Origin of the sequence: Martelella sp. HB161492 (assembly GCF_013184775.1) — a bacterium.
Taxonomy (GTDB): domain Bacteria; phylum Pseudomonadota; class Alphaproteobacteria; order Rhizobiales; family Rhizobiaceae; genus Martelella.
Window position 1 is genome coordinate 146,584 of the sequence record NZ_JAATVV010000011.1, and the last position, 25,518, is coordinate 172,101.

The window sequence follows — 25,518 nt, forward strand, 5'->3', positions numbered from 1 at the left end:
CCGTCGCCTTGGTTCAGAAGCGGAAGCCGAGATTGACCATTCCGGCATTGCTGGACGTCTGATCGCTCCATTGCCCCTGATAGCTGAAGGTCAGCTTGGCCCCGCTTGCCGCGCTGGCAAAGGTCAACCCGACATCCAGCTGCCCGGTCACCCGGCCAATCTGGCTATAATTCTGGAACACCCCGTCAGACGCATTTGCTCCGGCGAATGTGGCGTTGATGGCGAGGTTGTCGCGGTTGGCGAAACTGACGCCGCCGCGCAGATAGGCCTGCATCCTGAGCCCTTCCGAGACAATCGTATCGACACCCATCTCGAAGCTCGGCGTGGCTGAGACAACCCACTGGTCGGTATCCTTCAGCTCAAGTCCGAAACTGCTGCCAGTTTCGGACGCATCGCCCGAATGCAGATAGCTGGCATCGAAGTGAAGGCCCGGCTCGAGATAGATCCCATCGCCGAACGGCTGCACCCGATAGGCCGTGCCGAGCCGCAGGTTCGCCTGCCCGACGCGCTGGCTGGCATGAGCCGTGCCGCCATAAACGGCAGCCCCGCCCGGCAATGTTCCGGCGATATTGATCTGACGGGTCGTATCGTAAAGCGCCGTCTCACCGCTCAGCACGCCGAAGACCTCGAACGGGCCCTGATATTTGGTCAACGAGACGCCGCCCATTCCGCGCGTGCCATCCGCATAGAAGCGATCGCCGCTGGTCATGTCGAAGCTTTCATAGGCACCGCCGAAGCCGAGATAGAGCTCGTTATCGGTGATCGGCACCCGCACGCCGGTGTAGAAACCGTTGCTCTTGGAGCGATAGCTGCGATATTCATCCGAGCCATACCCCTTCAGCGTATTGGTGGTGCCGCTCAGCCAGTAGCAGGCCCGGCTGTCACCAAGCCGGAAGGCCATATTATCGAAGCCGCAATCGGTCAGAGACTGGGCGAAACGATAGCCTGCATAAAGCGCATCCGCCTGCGTCGCTGCGTAATCCTCAGAGCCAAGATTATCAACGGCGGAGACGACATCCGCCTCGGTCGGAAGATTGGCGATCAGCGCGAAGACCGGTCCCATATCGACAGATCCGGCACCAGCCAGAACCCGGTTGACATGGGCAGCCGTCAGCGTCTGGTTGCGGTTCATCTCCGGCATGCGGAATTCTGCATGCGGCACAAGGGTGAGCGTCCCGCCATCGGCGCTGTTGGTCACGCCGATCGTGTAGCTCATCACCGCCGTTCCGACGACCGTCGCACCATTGTCGGCAACGGTGCCGCCGGCATCGATCAGCGTCAGCGCGGCAAGGCGATCAAGCTGGTTCAGCACCGGGATAATGGTGCCGTCAAGGGTCGCATCGCCACTGACCCTGATCAGATCGCTGTCGCCGCCGGCGGCGGCGTCCTGACGGAAGAACACGTCAGCCGTATAGCTGGCGGTGCTGCTAAGTCGCAGCGAACCGGTGAGCTGAGTGGTCTGGCCAACATTCTGTGACACGGAGAAATCGGAGGCCGTCGTTGCCGCACCAAGCGTGGTGCCGGAAAGCGTGGCCGTGCCGCCAAGATAGAGATTGCCATCGATCTGCAGCAGGCCATCAGCACCGAGATTGACCGTATCCTGGGCGTAGAAGGAGCCGCCCTGTAAAACCGTCATTCCATTGGTGCCACCGCCGAGATCGATATTGCCGACGGCCGAACCGGCAAGCGTTACCTGATCGGAACCGCTGCCGCCGTTGATGATCTGACCATTGCCAGAAACAAGCAGGCTCGACGCCGAAAGCGAAAGACTGTTGCTGCTGCCGCCATCCAGCACAATGGCGGCGACACTGTCCGTCGCCCCGGTGCCGCCGGAAATCACGCCATCAAGCTGAACGGTGATGTTGCCGGTGCCTGAGCCGCCCTGTGACTGGGCAAAGACGCCGATACCGCCCTCACCCGTTGCCAGGATATTGCCGGAAAGATCGAGCGTCACATCGCCGCCGCTGCCATCGCCGCCTGCGCTACCGCGGTACAATGTGTCCACCACACCGCCGCCGCCGCCGAGACTTTGCGCCAGAACGCCGACCGATCCGGAGCCGGTGACCACAATGGCACCCGTATTGGTGAAGCTGATATCGCCGCCGTCGCCGCCATTGTCTGATGACAGAACGAGGTCGATATCGGCGGCATCCAGATCCGTTGTGACAAAACCGCCACCGCCGCCAATGCTTTGCAGCACAAAGCCATTGGACAGTGTGCCTGTCGTGCCGGTATCGCCGGTGTTGACGAGCGTGATCGCGCCGCCATTGCCGGTCGAACCATCGCTGGCGCCAAGCGTGATCGTGGCTTGATCAAGCCCGGTAAGATAGGTCGAGCCGCCGCCAGCACCGATCGACTGGATGGTCTGGGCACTGGCATAGTCGCCCGACGTCGTCACGGAACCGGTCAAAGTCAGGGCGATATCGCCGCCATTATTGCTGAAGGACGGATCAGCCCCCAGGGTCACGCTTGCGCTGCGCTCGCCAGAGCCCGCAGCGCCGGTGCCGGCCGTGACGATCGCCAGACCGCCACCGCCGCCAATCGACTGGGTGAGCGCGCCTGTCGACAGATCACCAAGCGTCACGAGGTTGCCATTCCGCACGACGTCCACATTGCCGCCCGAAGCATTGTCGGTGTCGATGGCTCCGAGCAGCACGCTCAGGCTGACGGAGCCTGTTGCTCCTGTCGCAACGGTGGTCACCGACGTCCCGCCACCGCCGCCGATCGACTGGGCGATCATGCCCGATGAGCGGCCGCCCGTCGTTGAAAGATCGCCAACCTGATTCTGGCTGACATCAACGCCGGAATTGCCATCGACATCATTGCCGCCAAGGGCGATCTCGTTGACGACCGAAACATCCGGATCGGCACTCGCATCGCTGGATGTTCCATCTGCCGACGTTGTGAAATCGAGGAACGTCTCGACATTGCCGCCGCCGCCATTGATCGACTGCGCCAGCATCGCCTGGCTGCCCTCGCCGGTGACGATGATCGCCCCCGTATTGTTGATGGTGACAAGCCCGGCCGTGCCATCGGTGCCCAGGCGGGCGCCGATCAGCGTCGAAATGGTATAGTCGGCCGCCATATTGGCCGGTGTCGAGATGGAAAGCCCGGCATTGCCGCCACCGCCGCCGACCGACTGGGCGAAGATGCCGTAGCTGTTGGCGCCACTGACGAGGATCGTGCCGGAATTGTCTACGGTCACATCAGCGCTGTCCGCTCCATCACCGCCCGCACCGCCGACGGTGATCTTGTCGAAGCTTTCACTTCTGGCCTGGGCCTGAAGATCCGTCAGTGACAGGGCGACCGCCATGCCGCCATTGCCGCCGCCGCCGCCGACCGACTGGGCCAGAATGCCATAGGCATCATCGCCGAAGACTGCAATCGCGCCGCTGTTCTCCACCGTGACGAGACCGGACGCATTGCCGCTGCCGCCGGCGCCGCCAATATTCAGCGCCAATGTCGGATTGTCCTCACTGCCGCTTGAGAAGCTGGCTGAACCTGTCATCGACGAACCGCCATTGCCGCCGCCGCCGCCGATCGACTGGGCGATGATGGCATGCGCGCCATCGCCGACGGTGATGATCGTGCCGTCATTTTCAACATTGACCGCACTGCCCGTGCCGCCGGTTCCGCCCGAACCGCCAATTCCGAGCTGCAGACCGTAAAGGTCATTGCTGCGGCCGCTGCCGGAACCAAGGATCGCGGATTCCACCGAACTTCCCGAGCCGCCACCGCCGCCAACCGACTGGGCGAAGATACCGAAGGATTCGTCGCCGGTCGTGAGAATGCTGCTTCCGGCGAGGTTCTGCACATCAACCGCGCCACCGACACCACCAGTGCCGCCGGAGCCACCGATCAGAACCGCATCACGCGTGGCATTCTCGGCGCTCGAACCGGCAACGCGGCTGCGCACCAGACCGCCATCACCGCCGCCGCCGCCGACCGCCTGGGCAAAGATACCGGCCGCCTTGTCACCCGTGGTGGCAATGGCAGCGGCGTTGGAAACCGAAACGTCGCCCGATTGCGCGCCCGTGCCGCCATCACCGCCGAGCGAAACCGTCGCCGTGGAGCTGATTGCCCCGCCTGCATTGATGATCGTGTTGTCGACGGCACTGCCCGCGCCGCCACCACCGCCAACCGACTGGGCAAAGATGCCATGCGAGCTGTCGCCGAGCGTGGTGATGGAACCGCTGTTTGCAACGGAAACATCATCAGATGTCATGCCATCGCCGCCCGAGCCGCCGACACTGATGGTGATGGTTGTGCCGGTATCGGTGCCATTTTTGAAGTCCGTGAGATTGGTGAGCGTGGACTTGCCGGCTTTCAGGTAGCTCGCCGTGCCGCCGGCGCCGCCAAGTGACTGGGCGAGAATGCCAATGGAGCGGTCGCCGGTCGTGAGAAGCTGTGCCGCGCTGGTCACGGTGACAATACCCGACGTACCACCGGTTCCACCGTCAGCGCCGATATTGATGGCCAGTGACGTGCCTTCTCCTTCACTGCTGGAGACACCGCCCGCCGTGCCGCCGCCGCCGCCGACCGATTGGGCAAAGATAGCGTTGGAATCATCGCCGCTGGTCGCGACGAGACCCGCGGCATTGATGGTCACCGCGCCAGCGGAACCACCCTGCCCGCCCTCGCGGCCAACACTGACCGAAACGCTGTTGGACGGCGTTTCGCTGGCGTCACCATTTTCGTCGGTCGTTGAACTCTTGGCAGATGTGACCGAGAACGAGGAGGATGAGGAATTGCCGCCGCCATTGCCGATCGACTGGGCGAAAAGCCCGTTGGCATTATCGCCTGCCGTGACAACAGAACCATTGCTGCTCAAGGCCACATCGCCTGCCGACCCGCCGGTACCGCCAACGCGGCCGATGGTGATACCGATCTGACCATCGTCACCGTTGACCGTCGCCATGTCATAGCCGACATTTCCGCCGCCGCCGCCGATCGACTGGGCAAAGATACCGTGCGAGCCGTCGCCTTCGGTCTGGACATTACCGGTATTGTCAATCGTGACATTGCCACCCGTGCCACCGTCGCCCGTACCGCCGCCGATGGCAAGGCCGAAGCCCTGCTGGTTCGAAGCGTCGCCCGCCTCATAGATCATGCCGCCGTTGAAGGCCGCATTACCGCCGCCGCCGCCGATCGACTGGGCAAAAACGCCGATACTGCTGTCAGCCTGCGTCAGCACATCACCGAAATGGGTGACATTCACCGTGCCGCCATTGCCGGCATTGCCAGCGGAACCGCCGACGGCAATCAAGACCGACTTGGTGGTCTTGGCGCTGGTGCTGTCTGCAGGGTCCGTGGCGGCATCTGCGGTGTCGATCTTCTCGGTGATCTGAGAAACGACGCTGCTGTCGACACCATCATTGACCGTTTCCTTGCGATCAGCCGCCGAGCCGCTGTCGCTGCCCGATCCCGTGGTCTTGCTGACACCGAGAATGGCATTGATGCCGGCATCGCCGCCGCCGCCGCCAATACTGCTGGCCTCGATCCCGTGGGAGCCGATGCCGTCCGTGACAATCGTACCGGCAGACGCCGCAGCCGTACCGCGTGCAATGGCGACACTCCCTGCATCGCCACCCGAACCGCCCGAGCCGCCGATGCCAATCGCGATCGGGCTTGAATCCTTTGTACCGACGGCGGACACATTGATGCCGCCGGTTCCGCCGCCGCCGCCGATCGACTGCGCCAGAATACCGCGCGCGCTATAGCCATCCGTGGAGATATCGCCGCTCGAGATCACGGAAACGTCGCCCGCATCCGCACCATCACCGCCATAGCCACCGAGACCCGCGACGATGCTGAGATCAGTCGCGCCGCCGGAATTGTTGGAACTCTCGAAATTGACCTGACCGGTGACATTCAGGGCACCATTGCCGCCGCCGCCGCCGATCGACTGCGCCAGAATGCCATGCTTGAAGCTGCCTTCGACCGCAATCGTGCCCTGCTGATCGACGGCAACATTGCCCGCAACATTTCCGGCGCCGCCAAAACCGCCGACACCAAAGGTGATCGATGGAACCTTGCCGTCCTTGTTGATGGCAATGCCGCCAGAGACATTCAGCCCGCCATTGCCGCCGCCGCCGCCGATCGATTGCGCCAGCACGCCGGCCGACCCTTGGGTATCGGGCAGGGTCTCATCGCTTTCGAACAGACCGAGATCGACAAGCAGATCCTTGAAACCAAAGGTATCGGCCTGCGCCTTGATGGTATCGACAATCGTATCGCCGACGACGTCGCGCAGCTTGCTTTCAACACTTGCCTCGCTCGGTTCGGCAATGTCGTCCGGATCCGTTGTCACCGCGATATCGGCATGAGCCGTGACCGACACGTCGTCAGCCGTCCCGGCGTTGCCGCCCATGCCGCCGACGCCGACAATCAGCGAGGTGTCAGACACAAGCCCGCCGGAGACATTCAGGCCCCCATCGCCGCCGCCGCCGCCGATCGACTGCGCCAGAATGCCCGAGGCATCCGCGCCATGGGCAATGATCGTGCTGCCATCGGCAACATCGACATTCACCGTTCCGGCGTTGCCACCGGTGCCGCCGAAACCGCCAACACCGATCAGGACACCATAGGATTTGCTGCTGTCACTCTGTCCGGCGCCAGGCTTCGAGCTCACGGCAACGCCACCCGAAACATTCAGGCCGCCATCGCCGCCGCCGCCGCCGATCGACTGCGCAACAATGCCGCTGGCGCTGCCGCTTTCATTCAGCGTCGTGCTGCCATCGCCGTTCAGCGTGCGCGGAAGTGCCGTGAGATTGCCGCTATAGGAAACATCTACCGCGCCGGAATCGCCGCCGCCGCCGCCAAAACCGCCAACGCCCACGGCAACGGAAAAGATCGTGTCGGACCCTGACGGTTTGGTCAGCGACAGTGATCCGGAAATATTGGTTCCGCCGACACCGCCGCCGCCGCCGAGCGACTGGGCAAACAGGCCATCGGATCCATCGCCGAGCGTGTTGATCGTGCCCGTGACATCCAGTGTCACCGCACCGCCATCGCCGCCATCACCGCCGAAGCCGCCGACGCCGAGCGCAACCGCAGCCCCCGACTTTCCGGTCAGGCTGACCGCTGCCGCAGCATTGAGACCACCGGTACCGCCGCCGCCACCAACCGATTGTGCCAGCACAGCGGTGCTGTTGTCGCCAACAGTCGTGACAGAACCGTCAGCACTCACGACCACCGTACTGGTGACAGCACCGCCATCACCGCCGCCGCCGCCGAAACCGCCGAGGCCGAGCGACGCCGCGCCGCCATTGTTCTGCGAAAGGTCCAGCGCCGCCGCGATATTGGCACCGCCATTGCCGCCACCGCCGCCGATCGACTGGGTGAGGATCGCGACACTGTCATCATCAAGCGTGAGCACTGTTCCGCTAACATCGGATGCCGTCAGCAGACCGGCATCGGCGGCCGTGCCGCCAAAACCGCCAACGCCGAGAGAGACCGCACCGCTGCTCTGACGGGAGATCGACAGCCCCCCCGAGACATTGAGCGCGCCATTGCCACCGCCGCCGGCCAGGCTCTGTGTCAGAATACCGGTCGAGGCAGCGCCCGAGGTCACAACCGAGCCGACGACCGTCTGGAACACGGAGCCGGACGCGCCGCCATCCCCGCCGAAGCCGCCGATGCCGATCCCGACTGCGCCGGCAAAATCGGGCGCAATCGAAACACTTCCGGCAATATTGACGCCACCATTACCGCCGCCGCCGCCGAGCGACTGGGCGACCAGTGCACTGGAACGGTTTCCGCTGGTCATTGCGCTGCCCGAATAGCTGCTGACAACGTCACCGCCCGTGCCGCCATCGCCGCCAAAGCCGCCAATTCCGATGGCGGCCGTGCCCGTACCATTACCGGAAATCGCAACGGCGCCGGAAACATTCAGCCCGCCATTGCCGCCGCCGCCACCGACCGACTGCACCAGCACACCGGCCGAATCATCACCATCCGTCGTCACGTCGCCGGTCACCGTGCCGGTCGCCGTGCCGGCATCGCCGCCACCGCCGCCGAAGCCGCCGACGCCAAGCCCGACAGCGCCGCTGTTCTGACTGGAAAGACTGACCGCGCCGGATACATCGATGCCGCCATTGCCGCCGCCGCCAGCCAGAGACTGAACCAGAACCGCGCCGGAGCGATCGCCAAGCGTGATCACGTCACCCGTCAGCGTACCGGCAGCCGCAGCCGAATTGCCGCCATCGCCACCGAAACCGCCAATCCCGAGCGTTGCCGCGCCCGAGCCATTGCTGGCAATACTGAGGCCGGCTGCAACATTGAGCCCGCCATTGCCGCCACCGCCGCCAATCGACTGCACCGTAAAGCCGGTTGAATCCGCACCCGCCGTCAGGACATCACCGGTCACCGTGCCGGTCGCCGTGCCGGCATCGCCGCCACCGCCGCCGAAGCCGCCAACGCCAAGCCCGACAGCACCGCTGTTCTGGCTGGAAAGGCTGACCGCGCCGGACACGCTGATGCCACCATTGCCGCCGCCGCCAGCCAGAGACTGAACCAGAACCGCGCCGGAGCGATCGCCAAGCGTGATCACGTCACCCGTCAGCGTACCAGCCGCCGCAGCCGAATTGCCGCCATCGCCACCGAAACCGCCGATGCCGAGCGTTGCCGCGCCCGAGCCATTGCTGGCAATACTGAGGCCGGCTGCAACATTGAGCCCGCCATTGCCGCCGCCGCCGCCAAGCGACTGCACCGTAAAGCCAGCAGAGTCCGTGCCGAGCGTGACGATGTCGCCGGTCATGATACCGGTTGCCGTGTCCGCATCGCCGCCGGAACCGCCCGTTCCGCCAATGCCGACGCTGACGGCTCCCGATCCGGTGCCCGCCAGGCTGACCGTTCCGGAAATATTCATGCCGCCATTGCCACCGCCGCCGCCGAGCGACTGCACCAGCAGGCCGCCGGAGCGATCGCCTGTCGTGTTGATATCACCGGCAAGACTGGCGGAGGCAGCCGCGGCATCGCCGCCCGCACCGCCCGAACCGCCAATGCCGACGGAAACCGCGCCCGAGCCTGTTCCGGCAGCGCTCAGTGCGCCGGATATGCTGAGCGCGCCATTGCCGCCGCCGCCGCCAAGCGATTGCACCGTCATGGCGACGGAATCATCGCCCAACGTCACGAGGTCGCCGGTCATCCGGCTGGTCGCCGTGCCGCCATTGCCGCCATCGCCACCCGAACCGCCAATGCCGACCGAAAGCGCCCCTCCGCCGGTCCCGCTGAGATTGAGCGCCGCGGCAATATCGACACCGCCATTGCCGCCACCGCCGCCGGCCGACTGGACCAGAACGCCGCCCGCATTGTCGCCGAGTGTCGTCACATCGCCAGTAACCGTGCTGTCTGCGGCTGCCGCATCGCCGCCGCCGCCGCCCGAGCCGCCAATGCCAACGGATACACCGCCGGACCCCGTGCCCGCCGCGGTGACCGTGGCGGAGACATTGATACCGCCATTACCGCCACCGCCGCCGAGCGACTGAACCACGATCGCGCCTGAGCCGTCATCCGTGGTGGTAACATCGCCTGTCAGTACAGAGGTCGCAGTGCCTGCATTGCCGCCATCACCACCAGCGCCGCCAATGCCGACAGAGGCTCCGGCAGACCCCGTGCCCGCCACGGCGATTGCCGCGGAAACATTCATGCCGCCATTGCCGCCGCCGCCGCCGAGCGACTGAACCAGCAGGCCGGCCGCGTTGACGCCGGTTGTCGTCAGATTGCCCGTTACGGTGCTGATCACGGCGCCACCGATACCGCCGGTGCCGCCAGTACCGCCTATGCCGACGCCGATCGCACCGGAGCCTGTACCGGCACCAGCGCCGGCAACCGAAACATTGAAGCTGCCGTTACCGCCGCCGCCGCCGATCGACTGGGCCACCACGGCGGCTGAATCATCGCCACCCGTCAGAACATCATTTTCGACCGTGAGGTTGACCGTGCCGCCATCGCCGCCGCCCGCGCCAGAGCCGCCAAGCCCGACAGACACGGCGCCAGAGCCCGTCCCGGCTGCGGCAATGGTCGGTGCGACATTGAAGCCACCATTACCGCCGCCGCCGCCGACCGACTGCGCCAGAATGCCGGTGGAACCGTCGCCTCTTGTCTCGATATTGGCCGTCGTTTTCGCCGTCACCGCGCCGCCATCGCCGCCGCCCGCACCGGAACCGCCGAGCCCGACGGAAACCGAACCGGCCCCCGTTCCGGCAAGCGCCACGCTGCTGCTCACATCAAAGCCGCCATTGCCGCCGCCGCCGCCGACCGACTGGGCGACGAAGGCGGAGGAAGCAAAACCGGTCGTCAGAATGGTCCCGTTCGAGGTGGCGATGACCGTACCGCCATTGCCGCCGCCAGCACCGTCACCACCAAGACCGACGGATACAGAGCCCGCGCCTGTACCGGCGCCGGACAGGCTGCCGGAAACATTGAAGCCGCCATTTCCGCCGCCGCCGCCAAGCGATTGCACCACGATACCAGCCGAACGATCATCCGATGTCTGAACATTGCCACTGCTTGTCAACGTGACGTTGCCACCATCGGCGCCAACGCCGCCCGAGCCGCCAAGCCCGATGCTGACAGCGCCGCTTCCGGTGCCAGCGCCAGCGATCGCTGCGGAGACATCGAAGCCGCCATTGCCGCCGCCGCCGCCGACCGATTGCGCCAGAATGGCCGTTGCATCCTTGCCTTCCGTCGTGACCGAGCCGGAAAGCGTCGCATCGACCGTTCCACCATTGCCACCGCTCGAACCGTCGCCGCCGATGCCGACCGAGACAGAACCGGACCCAACACCTGATCCGGCAACGCTGCCTGCAACGGAAAAGCCGCCATTGCCGCCGCCGCCGCCGAGAGACTGGATGACCACGCCTGCCGAACGATCGCCCTTTGTAAGGACATCGCCGCCAATATCGGCCGAAACATCGCCGCCATCGCCGCCTGCACCGCCCGTGCCGCCAAGACCGACCGTAACCGTGCCGGATCCGGTTCCGGCAATGGCGCCGCCGGCCGTGACCGAAAAGCCGCCATCACCACCGCCACCGCCGACAGACTGAATAAGCACGGCCTCGGAATCATCATTTTCCGTCAGGACCGCGACATCGACCGTCGCATCCACTGTGCCGCCATCGCCGCCGCCTGCGGCAGAACCGCCGACGCCGACATTGACGGCACCTGCACCGACACCGCCACCGGCCGCGCCGGCCGTCACGCTGTATCCGCCATTGCCGCCGCCGCCGCCAATCGACTGAGCGACGACCCCGCTCGAAAACTGCCCCGTGGTCCGGATCAGAGTGCCTTCCGCGATCAGCGTCACCGCACCGCCATCACCGGCAATGCCGCCACTGCCGCCGACACCGACATTGATGCTGGCGGCCCCTGCTCCGCCAAGCGCGATTCCCGCAGCAACGCTGCCGCCGCCGTTACCGCCGCCGCCACCGATGGATTGCGCCAGCAGCGCCGTCGAAGAATCGCCGCGCGTGGTGATATCGGCATCGGTATAGACACTTACGCCTCCACCGTCGCCGCCGCCCGAGCCCGCACCGCCGATGCCGACGGAAATATTGCCCGACAGAAGCAGCGAGGCACTGCCACTTGCGGCAACGGCAAGACCGCCATTGCCGCCGCCGCCGCCGATCGACTGAAACACCAGGCCTGAGGAACGCGCGCCCGTGGTCAGGACACTGCCGGAAAATCCAGGCGCAACCAGATTGCCGCTGCCATCAAGCGTACCGGCGACAACCGTGCCGCCATCGCCGCCAGAGCCACCTGAACCACCAACACTGACCGAAAGAGAGCCTGACGCCAGGCCCGCCGACACGGCAGCGGAAACGGCATAGCCGCCATTGCCGCCGCCACCGCCGATCGACTGCATCAGCAGGGCATCGGCATCGGCGCCACCGGTCTGGATCGATACATCGCCGCTCCCTGTCAGCGTCACCGCTCCACCATCGCCACCATCGCCGCCGGAACCGCCGACAGCAATGGCTGCAGCGCCAAATCCGCCTGCGGCAACGCTGACCGCGCCGCCGCCATTGCCACCGCCGCCGCCAACGGACTGGACAAAGACGCCGGTTGCCCGGTCACCGGCGGTGGTGATCTTTGAAGGCTGGGCCGGATCCGTATCCGACAGCACAAGATCGACCGCGCCACCATCGCCGCCACCGCCGCCCGTGCCGCCAACGGCAACCCCGACAAAGGCGCCGAGTGCGCCGGACGACCCGCCGTTGCCGCCGCCGCCGCCGATCGACTGGGCAAGAATGCCGATCGCATCGGCCTTCTTTGTGGTGATGATGCCATCATTGGTGACACTGACCGTCGCGCCATTGCCGCCGCCAGCGCCATCGCCGCCAACCGCAACCATGCCGGCGGTTGACCCGCCATCGCCGCCGCCGCCACCGATCGACTGGGCCACAATGCCGCGGGCGCCAACGCCTTCCGTGACGATCTGCCCCTGATTGACGACCGAAACGGCAGCGCCGTCACCGCCTTTGCTGCCAGTACCACCGATGCTGACCAGGCCGAACGCATTGGCGCCCTGACCGCCGGAACCACCGATCGACTGGGCCATGATCCCGTCAGAGAGATCGCCGAGCGTGAGAATTGTGCCAGTCGAACCATTGGTCACGCTGACTGTGCCGCCGGAGCCGCCATTGGACCCGACGCCGCCAAGCGAGAGTGCGATCAGGCCTCCGGCTGCACCGCCGGACCCGCCGCCGCCGCCGATCGACTGGGCGAAGATGCCGCGCGAGGCATAGCCGGTGGTCTCGATCGCGCCGCCATTGACGACGGACACCGCCCCACCATTGCCGCCATTATCGCCGCTGCCAATCAGGGAAATCAGCAGATTGCCGCTGACGCCGGCAGATCCGCCGGAACCGCCGATCGATTGCGCGAAAATGCCATTCGCGAATTCGCCAGTCGTGAGAATTGAGGCGCCGTCAAACGTGTTGACATCAACCGACCCGCCGCTCCCGCCAAAACCACCGCTGCCAGCCGTGCCGACAAAGCCGAACTGGTCGCCGCCTCTGCCACCATTATTGCTGACGCTGAGCGCATAAATGCCATGCGCACTTTCGCCGCTGGTCGCAATCGTTCCATATTGGTTGACGGTTACATCGCCGCCATCCGCCGAGTGGCCGCCCGTGCCGCCGCCAGGCGCGGCAAAACCGCTGCCGCCATTGCCCGCTTCACCGCTGCGGCTATAGGCAAAGATGCCGTAATTATCGGTTCCGCTGGTCACGATTCTGCTGGTGGATTCCTGGGTCGCGGTCACGTCGCCGCCTGCGCCGCCATCTCCGCCGTCTCGGCCACTGAAGAAACTGGCGAAGGAATTGCCGCCATTGCCGCCATTGCCGCCAACACTGCCGATTTCCCAGCCAATGTTCGATGTCGCGTTGACATCGGTGCTGAGCGTTTCGGTGACCGCCGGCCCATCATCACCATTACCGCCTGAACGCGGCGGTACGAACAGTGCACCATTGCGCCCCTTGCTGCCGTTCTGTCCGGTATAGACCTGGCGCACGCCGTCCGCGCCATTGGCAATATCCGGCGGGGTGACGGAACCGGGCGTATCGGAGCCGCTGAAGGAGGCTTCGAAATCAACGGTCAGCTGGCCTATGGCGAAATCTGCAAGCCCTGTCGCGCCCGTGGCCGAAACGGAAGCCGTGCCAGCGGAGATCGATACAACCGTGAATTCAACGGGGGGCGTGTCCGAATTAAAAAAGCTCTCGCCGACCGTCTTGACCAGAAACGTATAGCCGTCGTCCGTCTGGACAAAAGCGGTGTCGCCGGCCGTCGGCGTGCCAGCCGGATCCACCAAAAGCGCTGTTACGGTCGTCGACAGGCCGGTGACAGGATTATTGACAGTTTCGCCAACCACAGATGTCGCCGACGGATCCGGATCAACAGCGAATGCGGCGGTCGGAAAGCCCGAGACCGCCACTGTCGTGCCCAATGCGATGAACGACGCAAAAAAAGCACGCAGAATTACCTTGAGCAACCTGTCTGTCGCAGTCATATCCGCCCCCCGGCCGATCATGTTGATCTCTTGCGCCGCCCTAGAAAATCCGTTTGTCAACACGGCTCTCCGGAACAGGACGGCGTCGATGCTCCACCTGAAAATCCCGGCAGGCCGCATCGATCAGTCTCAATGCTGCGTGCCAGTTGACGACTGACAAGTCGTTTATCAGCAAAAAGCAATATTACGAACTAATCAACCAGAAATTTTACAAATATAGATAGGTATTGATTCAGCGGTCGCATTCTGGATTGCAGGAGCGCGCGATATTCGCAAAAAAAGCAAACTACGTCAGTTATTTAACCTGAATGCTGAACCATCCCTCCGCCTGGGGATAAACGCGCAGCAGCACAACGGCCCCGTGTTGGGCCATCGAGCCAATGCACAGCTTCATCGCAGGAGTTGCTGAAAGGTGGAAAGCGTGACTGGTCGAATCGAAGCCACGTCGCCGGACAGACGATGCGGAATTGCCAATTGCGATGAGATATGCGGCGGCGTGTGCAATGCACGTCAGCTGCACGGCGGAAGCGGCGAGCCAAGGCGCTCGGCCATATCCTGTTCGCGGATCACAACAGGATCACTCAGACCTTCGCAGGAAGCCGCCGTCTGAGAGCTTCGATCTGACGGGCAGCCTGGAGATCGCCCCCCTGCTCGGCGACAACCTGCCCCTTCAGGAAAACATCCCGCGCCAGAACCAGTTCACCCTTTCGATCATATGCCTTGCCGAGCGCGACATAGACTGCGGCATTGGCCGGATCGAGCTGAAGCGCATGGCGCAGATGCTGAATGGCACCGTCGAAATTCTCTTCGGAAAACAAGATCCTGCCGAGCGTCAGCCGTCCAAGCGGATTGTCTCGCCCGGAAGCGATCTGCGCTTCGAGGGCCTGACGGATGCCAGCTGGCACACAGCTCGTTCGTTCAGTAGTCAATATGCTCTCGGCTCCGGAAAATATCGGTTCTAGAAAGGTGGTCGCTGCAACATTTCAAGCCATACCCTGACAAGACAATACGGTCAATTTCTGCGTCCACCCGACCGCCGCACCGCCAAAAGAAGCGCCGGTTTCGCGGCCACGGGAGCAGACAGAGCGGTCGACATAACGCGCCGTTCTCCTGCCGGAAAGGACCACCATGCGCGAATGGCAGCAGGACCGGCCGCATATGGCAGCCGATCCATGTCATCTTGCCGATGGGCTCAGCCCCAGATCCGGCGCGCAAGCGCCTTCACTAGCTGCAGCTTGGCAGCCTGATCGGCCGGGGTCAGCGGATTTCCCTCCCAGGTCGAGGCAAAACCGCATTGCGGCGAAACGCGGAGCTGTTCCCTGGGGAAGACGCGCGCCGCCTCTTCCACCCGCGCTTCCAGTTCATCCAGCTTTTCCAGCCCCGGCAGCTTGGTCGAGATCAGCCCGAGGATGACGCCCTTGTCGTCGGGAATATCGCGGAGCGGTTCGAAACTGCCCGAACGGTGATCATCATATTCCAGCGAGAAGAGATCGTAATTCCTGGTACCGGCAAAGACCGCACGCGAAATGGTTTCGTAGCCGCCCTTGGCAAAGAAGCTGCCCGCATTGTTGCCTCTGCAGATATGCAGGCATTTGGTGATCCCGGAAACACCGGCAACGGCCTCATCCAGAGCCGCCACCCCGTCGGCCAGCAGCCGCGTTGTATCGAGACCGTTGCGGCTGCGGACCCGTTCGCGCACATCCGGGTCGATCAGGATCGCCAGTTCCGGCGCGTCGATCTGCACATAGGTGCAGCCAAGCGCCGCCAGTTCCGCGACCTCTTCGCGGATCAGCCGGGCAACATCCGCAAACATCTCAAAAATGTCCGCATAGGCATCACCGGACTGTTTCGGCGAATAGAAGGACCAGGCCATCAGCGGGCTCGGCAGCGTGATCTTCACCGGCCGATCGGTTGCAGCGCGCAGGAAGGCAAATTCCTCGACACTCAGCGCCCGCGATCTGGCCAGTTTTTCGGTGACAACAGGCAGCTTGACCGCGTGGACAGAGGTTCCGTCATCCCGCTTGCGCGGAGACGCGCAGCAATCATCGGCCGGCTGCCACTCGATACCATCGAAATCGTGGCTGTCGGTGAAATCGATACCGCTCAGAGCATCGGTCAGATAGCCGAAAAAGGTGGTGCGGCGCTGCTCGCCATCCGTCAGGACATCAACACCGGCTTCTTCCTGGATGGCGAGTGCCTCGCGAACAGCCCTGTCTTCGATCCGCTTGAATTCAGCGTGATCGATCTCGCCCGCCTGCCACTGGCTGCGAGCCTTTTTAAGCCAGTCAGGCCTGAGTAGAGATCCGACGACTTCGGCGCGTATAACGGTCATATTCCGTCCCTTATCCTGTTTCAGGCAGTGCGCCGGAAGAGCAAGCCCCCGTTTTCGCGCCAAGGATGGAAGAACGCCGCCGTATACCGGCACGCAGCGCAGATGCGCCTGCTCAACTCCTGAGCTGGTGCCAATGCGCCGAGCCGGGCCCTGAAACCCGCCGCCTTCAACCCTCCGGGACACCCCGCCCATCAAAGTTTATCTGGCCGGGGCAGGTCTCCTGGCTCACGAGTCAACACCGCTGTCGCCTTCCCGGAACATTCCAGTGGCTGGATGACAGCGGCTCGTCGTTCACAGTTGCGGGGGCAGCTCCGGATCACGGACAAACGACCGCTACCGAATTCCCTCTTAGCCCGACCGCAGCAAAGCAGCCGGGAACCTCGACGGTCGCACTCTGCCCCAGCAGCAGTGGTGAGTCAACAAGACATAAAGAATTCGTTATATCTTTATATCATTATGCGACTACCAGTCATTGACGAACTGGCGCAACCGCGGAACGACGAAATCCAGAAAGGCCTGAACACGTTGCGGCATATGGGCACCACCGAGATAGAGGGCATTGATTTCCTCCCTGTCGCTTTCGATCACATCCCCAAGCACCTCGACAAGACGGCCGCTCTTCAGATCGTCACGCATGTGAAAGTCGGCAATACGGGCAAGACCGACACCGGCGACAGCCAGGCGCCGCACCGTCTCGCCATTATTGGCCAGCAGCGTGCCATGGGCGGGAAGCTCGATCGTCCGGCCGTTTTCCCGGATCGGCCAGACCGGCTTGGAGCGACGGAAGTTGAAGCCAAGGCAATTGTGCCGGGAGAGTTCCTCGATGGTCCGGGGCGTGCCGAAACGCTCCAGATAAGCGGGTGCGGCGACGATCATCCGGCGCGCAGCCCCGATATGGCGCGCCATCATGCCCGAATCGGGCAGCCGCCCGATCCTGAAGGCGACATCAGTGCGGTCGAGATAGAGATCGACGATCTCATCAGAAAGCGACAGATCGACCGCAATATTCGGATAGGCCTGCCAGAAGCCCGGCAGCAGCGGTTCAAGCGCCACCGTTCCGAGCCCGACCGAGGCATTGACCCGCACCGTGCCGCCGGTATTGGCGGCGCCGCGCGCCAGCGTCGTTTCCAGCGCCGCCATCTCATCCAGCAGCGCACGGCTGCGCTCATAATACAGCTCGCCCTCCGCAGTCAGAGACAGACGCCGGGTGGAGCGGTCAATGAGACGAACGCCCATACGTTTCTCGGTACGCGCAATCAGCTTGCTGATCGTGGATGGCGTCATCAGCATTTGCCGCGCTGCTTCCGAGAAGCTTCCGGCCTCCACCACCCGGCGGAACACCTCCATCTCACCCGCTCGATTATCCATGCCAACCTCACCCGGTTTGTGAATTATCTTCACAGATTATGTGCCCGGCTGGCTGATTATCAAGCCGCCTCACCTATCCTATCTTCGTATTCGTGAATGGAAACGACAGGTTTTCCACCCTGTCCCATTCAGAACAGCTGTTATAAGTCTTCGCGAAATCCATATCGGCATCGCGGGTGCAACCTTGGAAAACACTCTCCCGTTTTCCGCATTGCACCCGCGATCGCTTTTCATCGCAAATGCCACGATCCCGCGTGGCCAACCTTGGATCAAGATCATGAGCAACGCTTCAGCCGCAACGGCTGAGACCAGCGCCGCGCCGCATGCGCGTTTTGCCCTTCTGGCGCTTGCCGTCGGCGCCTTCGGCATCGGCACGACCGAATTTTCGCCCATGGGACTGCTGCCGCAGATTGCCAGCGGTGTCGACGTTTCGATTCCCACGGCCGGTCTGCTGGTCAGCGCCTATGCCGTTGGTGTGATGATCGGCGCTCCGGTCATGACGCTGGCCTTTGGCCGTTTCGGCAAGCGCACCGCTCTGATGCTGCTGATGACAATTTTCACTGTCGGCAACATCATGTCGGCGATGGCGCCCGGCTACTACACCCTGCTCCTGGCCCGCCTGGTCACCAGTCTCAATCATGGTGCTTTCTTCGGCCTCGGCTCCATCGTCGCAGCAAGCCTCGTCAGCCGTGAGAAACGCGCCGGCGCGGTTGCCACCATGTTCATGGGGCTCACCATCGCCAATGTCGGCGGCGTGCCGGCGGCAACCTGGGTCGGACAGCAGGTTGGCTGGCGCATGGCTTTCGCCGGAACGGCCGTTCTCGGCCTTGTCGCCATAGCGGCATTGTTTTTCGCCCTTCCCAGAAGCAAGGCTGGCAGCCGGCCGGAGATCCGCCGCGAACTGGCCGTGCTCACCCGCAGCAATGTCGTTCTGGCGCTTCTGACGACGGTGACGGGTGCTGCCGCCATGTTCACTCTCTACACCTACGCTTCCGCCGCGCTGGCGACGCTGGCCGGCGCATCCGGCGGCTTCATCACGCTCTGCCTCGTTCTGGTCGGGGTCGGCTTCACCATCGGCAACTGGGCCGGTGGCCGCCTTTCCGCCTGGTCGCTCGATGGGGCCACCATGGTCTTCCTCGTCATGCTGGCGGTCGTCATGTTCATTCTGCCTTTCGCGCTGCAGAACCAGATCACTGCGGCCATCGGCCTGCTTCTATGGGGCATTGCCGCCTTTGCCATTGTGCCGCCGGTTCAGACCCGGGTCATGCATGCAGCCGAAGAGGCTCCGGCCCTGGCATCGTCCATCAATATCGGAGCCTTCAATCTCGGCAATGCTGTCGGCGCTGCCGTCGGTGCCGGCGTGATCGGCGCGGGCCTTGGCTATGCAGCACTGCCTGCGGCCGGCGGCGTTCTCGCGATCATCGGGCTTTGTCTCGTCTGGCTTGGCCGGAGCAGCGAACAGCCCGCACTCGAAGAGGCATCCTGCAAAGCCTGACCCTTGCCGGAACGCCCTGCCAGCCCCGGCAGGCGTTCCGGCGAAAGCGGCGACGGCCATTTTCGGCACGCCTGGCGGTGTGCCTGGCCTGCTTCGCCACAGCAGCCGCAACTATAAACAGAACCGTTTTGTACTTCATTTCACCTGAAGGTACCTGCATCTGCAAATCCGCACGACATGCGTCATGAGACGAAAGCGGAGCCAGTTCAACCGAAAGGCAGAAACCCGAATGTGCCAGAACCATAGCAGAAGAGGCCTGAACCGGCGCAGCTTCGTGGCAAGTGGCTTCGCCATTGCCGCGACCGCAGGCTTTGCGCCCGTTGCATTCGCGCAGACAGCAGAGCCCTACCCGGCATCGCCGGATGAAGCCATTGCACGCCTGCTGGCCGGCAATGCCCGCAGTGTTTCCGGCGACCTCGTGAACAAGCATGACATCAGCGGCAGAGCTGAGCGTGCCAATGGCCAGAAACCCTTCGCCGCCATTCTGGCCTGCGCCGATTCACGTGTTGTGCCGGAAATGATTTTCGATCAGGGACCGGGTGATCTGTTTGTCATCCGCGTCGCCGGCAACTTTTTGACCGAGGACGGGCTTGCGAGCCTTGAATATGGCGTCGCCAAACTCGGGATTCAGGCGATTCTCGTTCTAGGCCATTCCGGCTGCGGTGCAGTGGCCGCCACGATCGAATCGATCGAGGGTCACGAGGCCCTGCCCGGGCATCTCCAGGGCCTCGTTGGCGCCATTGAGCCAGCAGTCTACGAAGCAATGAAGGACCATCCGAAGGACCTTGCCGAAGCGGCAATCACCGAGAATGCACGCATGACAGCCGAACAATGCGCCGGTTCAGCTCCGATCATGTCCGAAGCTGTTGCAAGCGGTAAGCTCAAGGTGATCTCCGGCGTTTTCGATATCGCCAGCGGCAAGGTCATCCTCAGCTGAAAGGCTCCGGAACATTGACGCGGGCAGCGCTTCCGACAGATGTCAGAGCGCTGCCCTTTACTATTCACGCGGATTTGGCGTGTTTGGCAATCCGTGCCCATTCCGGGATCCAGGCATCATGGGCGATCAGCAGATCGTCGACCATGCTCCAGATCTGATCAAGGTCGAGTTCGGCCGCCGTGTGCGGATCCATCATCGCGGCGTGATAGAGATGCTCGCGGTTCTGGTTGACAAGGGCGGCGACCGTCAGTTCCTGAACATTGACATTGGTACGGATCAGCGCCGTCAGCTGCGGCGGCAGCGCACCGACATGCGTCGGCTGAATGCCCGACGCATCGACCAGGCACGGCACCTCCGCCGCGCAATAATCAGGCAGCGAGCTGATGCAGCCATTGTTGCGGACATTGCCGTAGATCACCGATGGTTCGCCGGTCCAGACCGAATTCATGATCGCCGAGGCATATTCCTTGCTCTCCTCAACGTGAATCGCGTCGGCCTTTTTGAATTCCTCGGCCTGCGCTTTCCAGCGATCGACCTGCTCGACACAGCGCTTGGGATATTCATCGAGCGGAATGCCGAATTTTTCGATCAGATCCTCGCGCCCCTCCTTGATGAAATAGGGCGTGTATTCAGAGAAATGCTCCGAGCTTTCGGTGACGAAATAGCCGAGCCGGGTCAGCATTTCGTACCGCACCTTGTTGGGGCAGCGCGGGTTCCAGCCCGAAGGCTTGGGATAACGCCCTTCCCTGTAGCCGCGCACCAGATCGGGATAGAGATCACGATAGGAGCCATCCGGCTGGCGGTGCTCGAAGGCGAGATAGAAGGCCATATGGTTGATGCCGGCGGCGCGATAGCGGATCTCCTCGATCGGGATCTCAAGGTCGCGCGCCAGCTCAGCCGCAGTTCCCTGCACAGAATGGCACAGGCCGACCTGACGGATCGTCGGATATTTCTCCGCAATCGCCCAGGTATTGATCGCCATCGGGTTCACATATTGCAGCATGATTGCCTGCGGGCAGACGGCGAGCATGTCCTCGCAGATCGACCAGAGATGCGGCACCGTGCGAAGGCCGCGCATGATCCCGCCAATGCCAAGCGTGTCGGCTATGGTCTGCCGCAATCCGTATTTCTTCGGCACCTCGAAATCGGTCACGGTGCAGGGTTCATAACCGCCGATCTGAAACGCGACGACGACAAAGTCAGCGCCTTCCAGCGCCCGCTTCTGATTGGTGAAGGTCAGAATGTCCGATTTTGATCCGAGCGTGCGGGCAAGCTTGCCGGCCACGACCTCGCTTTCAGAAAGCCGTTGCTGGTCGATATCCATCAGCGCGATCGTCGCATCCTTGAGCGCTGGACGCTGCAAGACATCGCCGATGATATTCTTCATGAAAACAGTCGAACCGGCGCCGATGAAGGTAATTTTGGGATTTCTGTTCATTATATGATCCTTTTCATGGAATCAGGCTGCAACTTCGAAAGCGGCGCGCACCAGTCGCCGCGTGTAATCGGTCTTGGGATTCTCCAGCACCGCATTCACATCTCCCTCCTCGACGATACGTCCGTGCTGCATGACGCAGACGCGGTGGCAAAGTGCGCGGACAACCTTGAGGTCATGGGATATGAAGAGATAGCTCAGGCCCCGCTCGCTCTGCAGCTTGCGCAGAAGCGTGATAATCTGGGCCTGAACGGAAAGATCAAGCGCTGAGGTCGGCTCATCGAGCAGAATGAATTCCGGCTCCAGTGCAATTGCTCGCGCAATGGCGATACGCTGACGCTGCCCACCGGAAAACTCATGCGGAAACCGCGCGGTGATATCGGCGGTCAGACCGGATGACACCAGCGCGTCGCGCACCCGTTCATCGCGCTCGCGGCCATTCCTGCCGATATTGTTGACGATCAGCCCCTCTTCGACGATCTGGCCGACCGTCATGCGCGGATTGAGCGAGGCAAAGGGATCCTGAAACACGATCTGGATGCGGGAACGGAACGGTCTGAGTTCCGCCCGGCTCATCGTCTCGATGTTCTGCCCGTCAAAGGCGACGCTGCCGCCATCGGCATGCAAAAGGCGGATCAGCGCATGGCCGAAGGTGGTCTTGCCCGAACCGCTTTCGCCGACCAGCCCCAGCGTTTCTCCCTTGTGCAGCGTCAGAGACAGATCATCGCAGGCGACGAGCTCGCTGTAGCTCGCCTTGAGAAAGCCGCCATGCCGCAGGGTGAAGGCAACGCGGACATCCTTGCCCTCAAGCAGGATCTTCGCATCTTCCGGCATGGGATTGGCCCGCCCCGTCGGCTCTGACCCCAAAAGCTTGCGCGTGTAGGGATGCACCGGATTGGCAAACAGTGCCTCGGTCGTATTGTGCTCGCGTACCGCGCCTTCGCTCATGACATAGACATAATCGGAAAAATGCCGCACCACCGTCAGGTCATGGGTGATCAGGATCACCGCCATGCCGCGCTCGACCTGCAGCTCGCGGATCAGGCCAAGGATCTGCGCCTGAACCGTCACGTCTAGTGCCGTTGTCGGCTCGTCGGCAATCAGCACATCAGGATTGTTGGCCAGCGCCATGGCAATCATCACCCGCTGGCGCTGCCCGCCCGAGAGCTGATGCGGATATTGCTTCAGCCGCGCCTCGGGCTCGGGAATGCGCACCTGCCGCAGCAATTCGATCGTCTCCTGCTTCGCCTGCTTCCGGCTCATCCGCCGATGGGTCTGGATCGCCTCGATGATCTGCCGGCCAATCGTATAGATCGGGTTCAGCGAACTCATCGGCTCCTGAAAGATCATCGAGATCCGCGATCCCCGCATCAGCCTGCGCTGGCGGGCGGAGAAGGCCAGCATGTCCGCACCGTCAAAGGTGATCTGCGCACCGCTGCCGATCGTCGCCTTCTTTGGCAGCAGTCCCATCACCGTGCGGGCCGTCACGGATTTGCCGGAACCGCTTTCCCCGACAATCGCGATCGTTTCACCGCGCCAGAGCTGGAAGGAGACATCACGCACCGCCTGCACCACGCCATCCTCGACCGTGATATCGACGGCGATATTGCGCGCATCAATGATCGCGGCACCGTCTTTTTCGGCGAGATCCCGCCGTTCCGCCGGCGCGTTTCTGGTGAATTCCGTTTCAGCCATCATCTCGTCCTTCTCAATAGGGGTCGATCGCATCGCGCAGACCGTCGCCAAATGCATTGAAGGCGAAGACGGTCACAAGCACGAAACCGACGGGCGACAGCAGCCAGGGATAGGCACCGATCACCGAATAATTGGAGGTATCGCGCAGCATCAGCCCCCAGGAAATCATCGGCGGCTTGACGGCAAAGCCCAGGAAACCGAGGAAGGCTTCGAGCAACACGACGGTAGGAATGGCGAGCGTTACCGCGACAATCACATGGCTCATCACATTCGGCAGGATGTGGCGGAAGATGATGCGCCTGTCCGTGGCGCCAACGGCAATCGCCGCCCGCACATAATCCATCCGTACCAGCCCCATGGTCTTGCCGCGCACTTCGCGTGACATCTGTGCCCAGCCGAGCGCCGACATGACGACGATGACAAAGCCGAGGAAGACCTTGGTCGGCGCCGTCACCGGAATGAGCGAGGCGAGCGCCAGATAGAAAGGCAGCTGCGGAAAGGCGAGCACCAGCTCCACCAGCCGCTGTACCCAGGCATCAATCGGCCCGCCGAGATAGCCCGACGTCATGCCGACGGAGGTGCCGACAACGGTGATGACCGAGACAACGGTGAGTGCGATCAGCAGCGATATCCGCGACCCGTAGAGAATGCGCGAGAGCACATCACGGCCCAGCTTGTCGGTTCCGAGAAAATGGATCACCGAGCCGTCGGTCGCACCGATGAAATGCCGGTCCATCGGAATGAAGCCGAGAAGCTTGTGCGGTGCGCCCTTGACGAAGAGGCCGATAATCTGCGGGTTGGCATAGTCGATGCCCACCAGCGGCTGGAACGTGACGGGATCCAGTTCCCCCGTCTCACCATAGGGATAGACACGCGGCGGGAAAACGAACTGTCCGTCCTCGCCAAAGACCGTGACGACCTGCGGCGGCTGATAGCTCTCCCCCGTCACCCGCGGATCGGCCGGTGACAGAAAATCGGCAAAGATGGCAACCACGAGCAGGAAGATCACCAGAACCAGACCCAGCATGCCGCTCCAAGAGCGTTTCAGCCGGCGCCAGACAAGCGCCAGATAGGTTTCATTGCGGTTTGCGGTCATGACATCGCGGTCCGTTTCCGCCGTTTCAAGCGTATCGATGGTCATGCCGCAGCCCCCCCTGCCTGCCGGACGCGCGGATCAAGGGCTGCAAGCAGCAGATCGGCGATGATGTTGCCGGCAATCAGCATCGCCGAAAGCAGCAGCATGAAGGTAGCCGTGACATAGACATCGCCGACGCCCATGGAGCCGACGATGGCCGGACCAACCGTGGGAAGCGCGAAGATGATTGCCGTCTCGATCTCACCTGTGAGCATGTAAGGCAGCACCACGCCCTGATACATGACCAGCGGATGTAGCGCGTTGGGAACGGCGTGACGCATGATCACCGCACCTTCCGAAAGCCCCTTGGCACGCGCGGTCTCGACATATTGCATGTTGAGCGTATCGAGCAGATTGCCGCGCATCACCCGCATATTATAGGCAAGCCCGCCAAAGGTGGCGATCGCCACCACCGGCCAGATGTGCTGAACCAGATTGACGAATTTATCCCAGGACCACGGCGCCCCGCCATAACGCGGCGAAAAGAAACTTCCGACCTCGGCGACGTTGAAATGAAACACAAGCACATAGACGATGATCAGCGCCATCAGAAAGCGCGGCACCGTCATGCCGAGAAAGGCGACGCCCGACAGCACATTGTCGATCCAAGAATATTGCCGCGTCGCCGCCAGAATGCCGAAACCGATGCCGAGGATCGACGCCAGAATGTGACAGGTGAGCGCCAGCGCCAGCGTGCGCGGCAGGCGCTCGGCGACCACGGTCGCCACCGGCTTGTTGTAATAGAAGCTCTCGCCGAAATCGCCGTGAAGCACGATGCCGGAGATCCAGTTGAAATATTGAACGGGGAGCGGGTCGTTCAGCCCGTGGGCAACACGGTAAGCCTCAGCCTGCGCTTCTGCCGCCTCGACCGATGCGCCGCCCTGATTGATCGCCTGGGCCCGGATGTGATCGCTGTAATCTCCGGGTGGCGCCTGGATGATGGCAAAGGTGATGATGCTCAGGACAAAGAGCAAACCGATACCCGCCGTGATCCGCGCCAGAAGAAATCTCGCCATTGTTCTCAAGCGTCCCTTGCCTGCCGGGAACCGGTGACGGCCTTTCAGCCGCCACCTTGCGGTCCGCCGGTATTGCTGCATGAGTGCGGCGACC

The 25,518-nt window shown here is 63.0% G+C and carries 10 protein-coding genes and 1 riboswitch; of the genes, 2 read left to right on the top strand and 8 right to left on the bottom strand.

The genetic code is table 11. The annotated features are described in order from the left end of the window. Positions 1–13 precede the first annotated feature (13 nt). The 4 genes from HCK86_RS18180 to HCK86_RS18195 all read right to left on the bottom strand — a co-directional run bounded on the left by HCK86_RS18180 (position 14) and on the right by HCK86_RS18195 (position 17,711). Positions 14–14,011 carry an autotransporter outer membrane beta-barrel domain-containing protein gene (locus tag HCK86_RS18180; RefSeq protein WP_176085905.1) on the bottom strand — a complete coding sequence of 4,666 codons (13,998 nt, stop codon included), beginning with the start codon at positions 14,009–14,011 and terminating at the stop codon, positions 14–16. A 581-nt stretch (positions 14,012–14,592) separates the two neighbouring features. Beyond that, positions 14,593–14,940 carry a tetratricopeptide repeat protein gene (locus HCK86_RS18185; protein WP_176085906.1) on the bottom strand — a complete coding sequence of 116 codons (348 nt, stop codon included), beginning with the start codon at positions 14,938–14,940 and terminating at the stop codon, positions 14,593–14,595. Positions 14,941–15,203: 263 nt separating this feature from the next. Next, a complete protein-coding gene (locus tag HCK86_RS18190; RefSeq protein WP_176085907.1) occupies positions 15,204–16,343 on the bottom strand; it encodes a cobalamin-independent methionine synthase II family protein in 1,140 nt (379 codons plus the stop codon). Positions 16,344–16,535: 192 nt separating this feature from the next. Next, positions 16,536–16,741: riboswitch (cobalamin riboswitch) on the bottom strand. A 64-nt stretch (positions 16,742–16,805) separates the two neighbouring features. Further along, entirely contained in the window at positions 16,806–17,711 is a 906-nt protein-coding gene (locus tag HCK86_RS18195; protein WP_176085908.1) for a LysR family transcriptional regulator, read from the bottom strand. A 277-nt stretch (positions 17,712–17,988) separates the two neighbouring features. Here HCK86_RS18195 and HCK86_RS18200 point away from each other — a divergent pair, with 277 nt between their 5' ends. Next, complete coding sequence (locus HCK86_RS18200) at positions 17,989–19,206, top strand: MFS transporter (RefSeq protein WP_176085909.1); 1,218 nt, start codon at positions 17,989–17,991, stop codon at positions 19,204–19,206. A gap of 229 nt (positions 19,207–19,435) precedes the next feature. Further along, positions 19,436–20,143 carry a carbonic anhydrase gene (locus tag HCK86_RS18205; protein WP_176085910.1) on the top strand — a complete coding sequence of 236 codons (708 nt, stop codon included), beginning with the start codon at positions 19,436–19,438 and terminating at the stop codon, positions 20,141–20,143. Positions 20,144–20,207: 64 nt separating this feature from the next. Here the strand turns inward: HCK86_RS18205 and HCK86_RS18210 are convergent, their stop codons facing one another. Genes HCK86_RS18210 through HCK86_RS18225 form a run of 4 tightly spaced genes read right to left on the bottom strand, consistent with a single transcriptional unit; the run spans position 20,208 to position 25,424 of the window. Continuing rightward, the gene (locus HCK86_RS18210) at positions 20,208–21,581 is read right to left on the bottom strand and encodes an alpha-glucosidase/alpha-galactosidase (RefSeq protein ID WP_176085911.1); all 1,374 of its coding nucleotides are present in this window, start codon (positions 21,579–21,581) and stop codon (positions 20,208–20,210) included. A 21-nt stretch (positions 21,582–21,602) separates the two neighbouring features. Beyond that, positions 21,603–23,273: an ABC transporter ATP-binding protein gene (locus HCK86_RS18215; protein WP_176085945.1), complete on the bottom strand. Its 1,671-nt coding sequence runs from the start codon at positions 23,271–23,273 to the stop codon at positions 21,603–21,605. 13 nt (positions 23,274–23,286) lie between these two features. Then, a complete protein-coding gene (locus tag HCK86_RS18220; RefSeq protein ID WP_176085912.1) occupies positions 23,287–24,414 on the bottom strand; it encodes an ABC transporter permease in 1,128 nt (375 codons plus the stop codon). Beyond that, positions 24,411–25,424 carry an ABC transporter permease gene (locus tag HCK86_RS18225; RefSeq protein WP_141147234.1) on the bottom strand — a complete coding sequence of 338 codons (1,014 nt, stop codon included), beginning with the start codon at positions 25,422–25,424 and terminating at the stop codon, positions 24,411–24,413. Before HCK86_RS18225 ends, HCK86_RS18220 begins: the two co-directional genes overlap by 4 nt. Positions 25,425–25,518 lie beyond the last annotated feature (94 nt).

Excerpts from the sequence above, each read along its gene's own strand:
- HCK86_RS18195 (WP_176085908.1), bottom strand. The coding sequence starts at position 17,711 with ATGGATAATCGAGCGGGTGAGATGGAGGTGTTCCGCCGGGTGGTGGAG.
- HCK86_RS18190 (WP_176085907.1), bottom strand. The coding sequence starts at position 16,343 with ATGACCGTTATACGCGCCGAAGTCGTCGGATCTCTACTCAGGCCTGAC.
- HCK86_RS18180 (WP_176085905.1), bottom strand. The coding sequence starts at position 14,011 with ATGACTGCGACAGACAGGTTGCTCAAGGTAATTCTGCGTGCTTTTTTT.
- HCK86_RS18215 (WP_176085945.1), bottom strand. The coding sequence starts at position 23,273 with ATGGCTGAAACGGAATTCACCAGAAACGCGCCGGCGGAACGGCGGGAT.
- HCK86_RS18210 (WP_176085911.1), bottom strand. The coding sequence starts at position 21,581 with ATGAACAGAAATCCCAAAATTACCTTCATCGGCGCCGGTTCGACTGTT.
- HCK86_RS18220 (WP_176085912.1), bottom strand. The coding sequence starts at position 24,414 with ATGACCATCGATACGCTTGAAACGGCGGAAACGGACCGCGATGTCATG.
- HCK86_RS18205 (WP_176085910.1), top strand. The coding sequence starts at position 19,436 with ATGTGCCAGAACCATAGCAGAAGAGGCCTGAACCGGCGCAGCTTCGTG.
- HCK86_RS18200 (WP_176085909.1), top strand. The coding sequence starts at position 17,989 with ATGAGCAACGCTTCAGCCGCAACGGCTGAGACCAGCGCCGCGCCGCAT.
- HCK86_RS18225 (WP_141147234.1), bottom strand. The coding sequence starts at position 25,424 with ATGGCGAGATTTCTTCTGGCGCGGATCACGGCGGGTATCGGTTTGCTC.